Genomic DNA, 5467 nt, shown 5'->3' on the forward strand with positions numbered 1-5467 from the left:
ATATAAACCTTGTTTATATAAATCAACCTGTTTTTGTGAGCGAACGCCGCGCCCGGGGTACGCCCCTTTGGCGAAAGGCACGTGAACCAGGGGCGGGCGCCCTTGCCCCCGCTCCCCGAAGCGAATCAGGCCCCCAGGGCCTGCAGGGACGGCGGCACGCCGATGGCTTCCATCTCCCGGAACACGGCATCCGCCCAGCCTGGACCGACGTCCGCGCCGTGCGCCTGTTTCCAGGCCGGGCATTTGTCTTTGTCGATCAGCAGAGCGCGGATGCCTTCCCGGAAATCTCCACGGGTACAGCACCAGATAGCGGCCCGGTACTCCATCGCGAACACCTGTGCCAGCGACAGGTGGCGCGCCCGGTGCTGCAATTCCCAGGCCAGGCGCGCCGTGCTGGGCGCCCCGGCCGCCAGGCTCGCCTTCGCGCCCTGGAGCCAGGAATCCTCGCCGTCGTAGCGCAAAATGGCAGCCAAGACGTCATCGAGCGCCGGCGCCCGGCATAGCTCGGCAATGAGGTCGAGGTTTAGGCGTAAGGGCCCAGAAGCCGGCTCCGGTAGGCATCGGCAGGAGTCCAGGACCTCATGCAGCAGCGAGTCGTCCCGCCGGCGATCGCCGCTCCACGCTTGCCCGGCCAGGTCGCGAAACACCTGCGGCTTGCGCGCCTGCGGGATGTGGTAGTCGGCCCAGCCGACATACAAGGCGTCCGCGGCATGAATCGAGGCGCCGGTCAAGGCGAGGAAGCGCCCCGTTTTTCCCGGCATCCGGCCCATGGCCCAGGACATGCCTACGTCGGGAAAGAGGCCGATGGCGATCTCGGGCATGGCCAGGCGCGAGGTTTCGGTCACCACCCGGTGGCTGGCGCCTATCATCAGGCCCATCCCGCCTCCCATCACGATGCCGTTGCCCCAGCACAGGAAAGGCTTGGGGTACGTGTGGATGAGGTAATCGAGCGCATACTCCCGCTCGAAAAAGCGGGCGATGTTGGCGGGGATGCCCTGGCCGTCCCATGCCTGCATTTCGCGATACACGCTTTGCAGATCGCCCCCGGCGCACAATGCCCTGCCCTCGGCCTCCAGCACCACGATTGCCACGGCGGGATCGACCGCCCATGCCTTCAATCGCTCCGACAGTGCATCGACCATCTGGAGGGACAAAGCATTGAGCGTGGCCGGCGCGTCGAGCGTGGCAATGCCGATGCGCCACCCGCCGGTGGCGGCGACTTCCTGGAATCGAACGGTAGCCGGTGCGAAGCTCATGGCCGTGCGCGCGGGAAATCAGGAAACCGTGCCTGCCGCCTGCGCGTGCGCGCCCCGGCGCATGAACAGGGCCGCCACCCCAGCCGCCGCCAGCACGGCGAACAGCAATCCGCTCCACACTTCATAGCGCACGCCCAGCAATTCCACGGCGGCGTCCGCGCAAGTGGCGTAAATCCCGAACACGGAGGGCCAGGCCGCCTCCAGGCCGGAAGCGGTCATGAAGCGATCGGCAAACGTCTGCGCGCAACTGAGCGACTGCGAGGCCACGTTGTGCTGGTACCCCGCTGCAGCCAGGCCGCCCAGCGCCAGCACAGACGCGATTCCGGCACATACCTTCTGCGCCGCCGCAATCCTGCGCAAGGCCAGGCCTACGAGCGACGTCAACGCGGCGGCCAAATAAATCACGCGCTGCAGGACGCACCAGGCGCAAGGCTGCATATCGAAAACGTGTTGCGACACCAAGGCGACGGCGACTGCCGCCAAACCGGCGACGGCGACGAAGGCGAGCAGTCGATCAACGGACAATGTTCTCATGGATGACGCGAAGCTTCCTCAAGGTAGACGTAACTCAGCCTGGCGCAGCAGACCCAACATCAATTCCGAAGCGCCTTCCCATACGATCTGCACGCCCAGGCACAACAGGATGAACGCGGAAAGCCGCAGGAAAACGGCCGTTCCCGAGTCTCCCAGCAGACGCAGTAGCTGCGGTGCATACCTAAAGCACAGCAACACCGACGCGGCCACCAGCGCCAGTCCGAACACAGCGCCGACGATGCCGGTGGCGCTCATGGCGATCGAGGTTGGATCGTGCAGGCTGGCGCCGACCGTAATGGCCGCTGCGATCGAACCGGGGCCGCAGGCGATGGGAAAAGTCAGGGGATAGAAGACGCGGCGATTGGCCATTTCGGCGGTAAAGCCTTCGGCCATGCGCGCGGAACGCTCGGCGTCCCCGTCGCTGGAATTGAGCAGCCTCCAGGCGCTCGCCACGACCAGCAGGCCGCCCCCGACCCGCACGATGGCAAGCGAAATACCGAAGAAATCCAGCACCACGGAGCCGATGAGCATGGCGGCGAGCAGCAGCATGAACACGTTGCGTGCGATCTTGCGCGCCAAGACCTCCCGCACGCCCGGGGTCGCGCCCTCTGTCAGGGACAAAAAGATCGGCGCCGTGGCCGTGGGATTCAAGATGGGGACCAAAGTTGCCAGGGCGAAAAGAAAGCTCTTGCCCAGCGCCAGCCCATAAGCTTCGATCAACATGATCGAAGTGTATGGGAAATGACTTCAGGCCGCAGCGTTTCGCCGCGGCGCATCCTCAAGGCGCCATGGCGGGGCTTGGGCGATCAGCTCCGCATACACGTCGCCAACTAGGATCAGCGCCGGCCCGCCGCCCAATTGGCGGGCCGCCTCGGGCAACCTGGCCACCGTCGTCGGCAAAATGCGTTCGCCAGGCAGGCTGGCGTTCTCGACCAGCACGGCGGGCCGGCTTCCCGGCACTCCGGCCGCTGCCAGGCCGGCGACGATGGCCTCGGCCTGGCGGCTCGCCATGTACAAAACCACCGTATCGGCCCCACGCGCGGCGTCGGCCCAGGCATGGCCGGGCTCTCCCTGTCCCACCGATGGCGTCAGGAATACGACGCTGCGGCTCAACCCTCGCCGCGTAAGCGAAATGCCCACGGAGGCGCTCGCCCCGAAGGCGGCGCTGATGCCCGGAACGGCCTCCACCTCGATGCCGGCTTCGGCCAGGGCGGAGATTTCTTCCTGCGCCCTGCCGAACAGCATCGGATCCCCGCCTTTGAGGCGGACGACACAGGCATGGCGTCGTGCGGCATCGACCAGTTGCTTGTTGATGAAGTGCTGGGCCGTGGAGAGCCGGCCGCACCGCTTGCCCACGGCGACCTGCCGGGCCTGAGGGGCCAAGGCCAGCACCTCTTCATCGACCAGGGCGTCGTGGAAGACGACGTCGGCCTGCGCGAGGATGCGGGCCGCCCGCAACGTCAGCAGGTCTGCGGCACCGGGGCCCGCGCCCACCAGGTATACCTTGCCCATCGTCAGCTCCACCGCTCCAGGCGGCCCGCTACGCTGGGGCGGATCGCGGGGGTACCCTTCATGCGACAGCCTCTGGAAGCGGATAGCTTTTCTGGTAGGCTGCCGAGAACGTCGCAAGCGCCTGGAGGGCCGCTTGCGGATCATGCCCCGGCTTGACGGCGAAGCTGTCGAACCCCGAACGCGCCTGGTAATAAACGGTGTCGATCATGACGTCGCCGACCGCCCGCAGCTCGCCCGTCCACCCGTAGCGCGTACGAAGCAGGTAGGCGATGGAATATCCCCGGCCGTCGGTATAGGCCGGGAAATCGATCGCGATCAGCGCCAACCCGCGGGAATCGATGCGGCCGCCGTCGGCCAGCGCAGCCGGATCATCAGCCGGGCCGAGCAGCACCCCAACCGGCCGGGCGCGTTCGCGCAACTGGGCGGAAGCGGCTTGCCAGACCGAAAGCGGCACGAGCCAATCGCCGGCCTCCGGCGGCAGCGGCTGCCCTTCCGTCGGCTCGAAGCGCTGCCAGGTGTCGACCTCCAGCCGGCCATGGCGAATGAGCGTGGGCGTCTTGGAATCAGGCATGGGCCACCTCCGCAACGGCCTTGGCCGCCTTGCGCTCGGCATACACCCGTTCCTTGAACGGTTCGATGCCCACCCGCTCCACGACATCGATGAAGCGCTCTTCTTCGCTGTCGCGCAGCGTGAGGTAGGTTTCCACCAGCTTGGCGACGACATCCGCCACCTCCTCTCGCGCGAACGAGGGGCCGATGACCCGCCCGATCGCCGCGCCGCCTCCCCGCGTCGATTCGATGTCCGGCAAAGGCTTGGCGGAACCGCTCTGGCGGCCGCCGAGCGTCACCTGGTACCACTCCTGCCCTGCCTTGTCCACCCCGAGGATGCCGATGTGCCCGACATGGTGGTGCCCGCAGGAGTTGATGCAACCCGAAATGTTCAGGTCCAGCTCGCCGATCTCATACAGGTAGTCGAGGTCGTCGAAGCGACGTTGAATGGCCTCGGCCACGGGAATGGAGACAGCGTTCGCGAGTGCGCAGAAGTCTCCGCCCGGGCACGCGATGATGTCGGTCAGCAGCCCGACGTTGGGTGTCGCCAGGCCGAGCTCGTCGAGCGCTTTCCACAAGTCGTAGAGCTGGCTGCGCGCGACGTCGGCGAAGACTAGGTTTTGTTCGTGCGTCACGCGCATTTCGCCAAAACTGTAGCGATCGGCGAGGTCTGCGACCGCATCCATCTGGTCCGCGGTAATGTCGCCAGGAGGAACCCCCGTGCGCTTGAGCGATAGGGTCACGGCCGCATAGCCCGGCACCTTGTGCGGGTGCGTATTGCGGCGCAGCCAACGTGCGAACCGCGGGTCGCGGCTCGCGTATTCGGCGGAAACGTCTGGCCCCGGATCCGCTTCGTAAGGCGTGACCGTGAAGCGCTCGGCAATGGCTTGCACCTGCTCGGCCGTCAGCGTCTCCGGACCGTCCTTGATCGCTTTCCATTCGCGCTCGACTTCCTCGGCGAACCCTTGGGGCGTCAAGTCTTTGACCAGAATCTTGATGCGCGCCTTGTATTTGTTGTCGCGCCGTCCGTAGAGGTTATAGACGCGCAAAATGGCCTGGAGGTAGGTCAACAGATGCTGCCAGGGGACGAAGGGATTGACCAAATGCCCCACGAGCGGCGTGCGGCCCAGGCCACCGCCGACCCAGACGCGGAAGCCGACTTCGCCGTCTTGCTCGACGGCCTGCAGTCCGATGTCGTGGACCCCTACTGCGGCCCGATCCGTCACCGCGCCGCTGACCGCGATCTTGAACTTGCGCGGCAGGAAAGCAAACTCAGGATGAAACGTGGACCATTGGCGTATCAATTCGCACCAGACCAGCGGATTGACGATTTCGTCAGGTGCGATGCCCGCGAACTGGTCCGTCGTCGTATTGCGGATGTCGTTGCCGCTCGTCTGGATGGCATGCATCTGCACCTTCGCCAGTTCCGCCAGGATGTCTGGCACGTCCTCCAGGCGCGGCCAGTTGAACTGAATGTTCTGCCGGGTAGTGAAATGGCCATACCCGCGGTCCCATTTGCGCGCGATATAGGCCAAGGTGCGCAGCTGGCGGGACGCCAGCATGCCATAGGGAATGGCGATGCGCAGCATGGGCGCGTGCCGCTGGATATATAAGCC

General features: G+C 65.8%; 6 protein-coding genes. All 6 read right to left on the minus strand.

Annotated features, from left to right (window positions below; all coding sequences use genetic code 11):
- Positions 1–125: 125 nt before the first annotated feature.
- Positions 126–1256: an enoyl-CoA hydratase/isomerase family protein gene (locus tag IRZ12_RS15185; RefSeq protein WP_296470115.1), complete on the minus strand. Its 1131-nt coding sequence runs from the start codon at positions 1254–1256 to the stop codon at positions 126–128.
- Between the two features lie 18 nt (positions 1257–1274).
- On the minus strand, positions 1275–1790 hold the full coding sequence (locus tag IRZ12_RS15190; protein ID WP_296470116.1) for a disulfide bond formation protein B: 516 nt from the start codon (positions 1788–1790) through the stop codon (positions 1275–1277).
- Positions 1791–1808: 18 nt separating this feature from the next.
- Positions 1809–2513 (minus strand): MarC family protein, encoded by a 705-nt coding sequence (locus IRZ12_RS15195; RefSeq protein ID WP_296470118.1) that lies wholly within the window; start codon positions 2511–2513, stop codon positions 1809–1811.
- Between the two features lie 24 nt (positions 2514–2537).
- Positions 2538–3302, minus strand: coding sequence for a uroporphyrinogen-III C-methyltransferase (cobA, locus tag IRZ12_RS15200; RefSeq protein ID WP_296470120.1), 765 nt, complete (start codon positions 3300–3302; stop codon positions 2538–2540).
- Positions 3303–3360: 58 nt separating this feature from the next.
- Positions 3361–3873, minus strand: coding sequence for a DUF934 domain-containing protein (locus IRZ12_RS15205; protein WP_296470122.1), 513 nt, complete (start codon positions 3871–3873; stop codon positions 3361–3363).
- Positions 3866–5467, minus strand: a 1602-nt coding sequence (locus IRZ12_RS15210) for a nitrite/sulfite reductase (protein ID WP_296470124.1), incomplete at its 5' end; no start/stop codon positions are given. The genes IRZ12_RS15205 and IRZ12_RS15210, both read right to left, overlap by 8 nt.

This window comes from Pigmentiphaga sp., from assembly GCF_019689535.1.
Classification (GTDB): Bacteria; Pseudomonadota; Gammaproteobacteria; order Burkholderiales; family Burkholderiaceae_B; genus Pigmentiphaga.

Bases quoted from the DNA above. Each gene is read 5' to 3' on its own strand.
- IRZ12_RS15185 (WP_296470115.1), bottom strand. From the start codon at position 1,256: ATGAGCTTCGCACCGGCTACCGTTCGATTCCAGGAAGTCGCCGCCACC.
- IRZ12_RS15190 (WP_296470116.1), bottom strand. From the start codon at position 1,790: ATGAGAACATTGTCCGTTGATCGACTGCTCGCCTTCGTCGCCGTCGCC.
- IRZ12_RS15195 (WP_296470118.1), bottom strand. From the start codon at position 2,513: ATGTTGATCGAAGCTTATGGGCTGGCGCTGGGCAAGAGCTTTCTTTTC.
- cobA (WP_296470120.1), bottom strand. From the start codon at position 3,302: ATGGGCAAGGTATACCTGGTGGGCGCGGGCCCCGGTGCCGCAGACCTG.
- IRZ12_RS15205 (WP_296470122.1), bottom strand. From the start codon at position 3,873: ATGCCTGATTCCAAGACGCCCACGCTCATTCGCCATGGCCGGCTGGAG.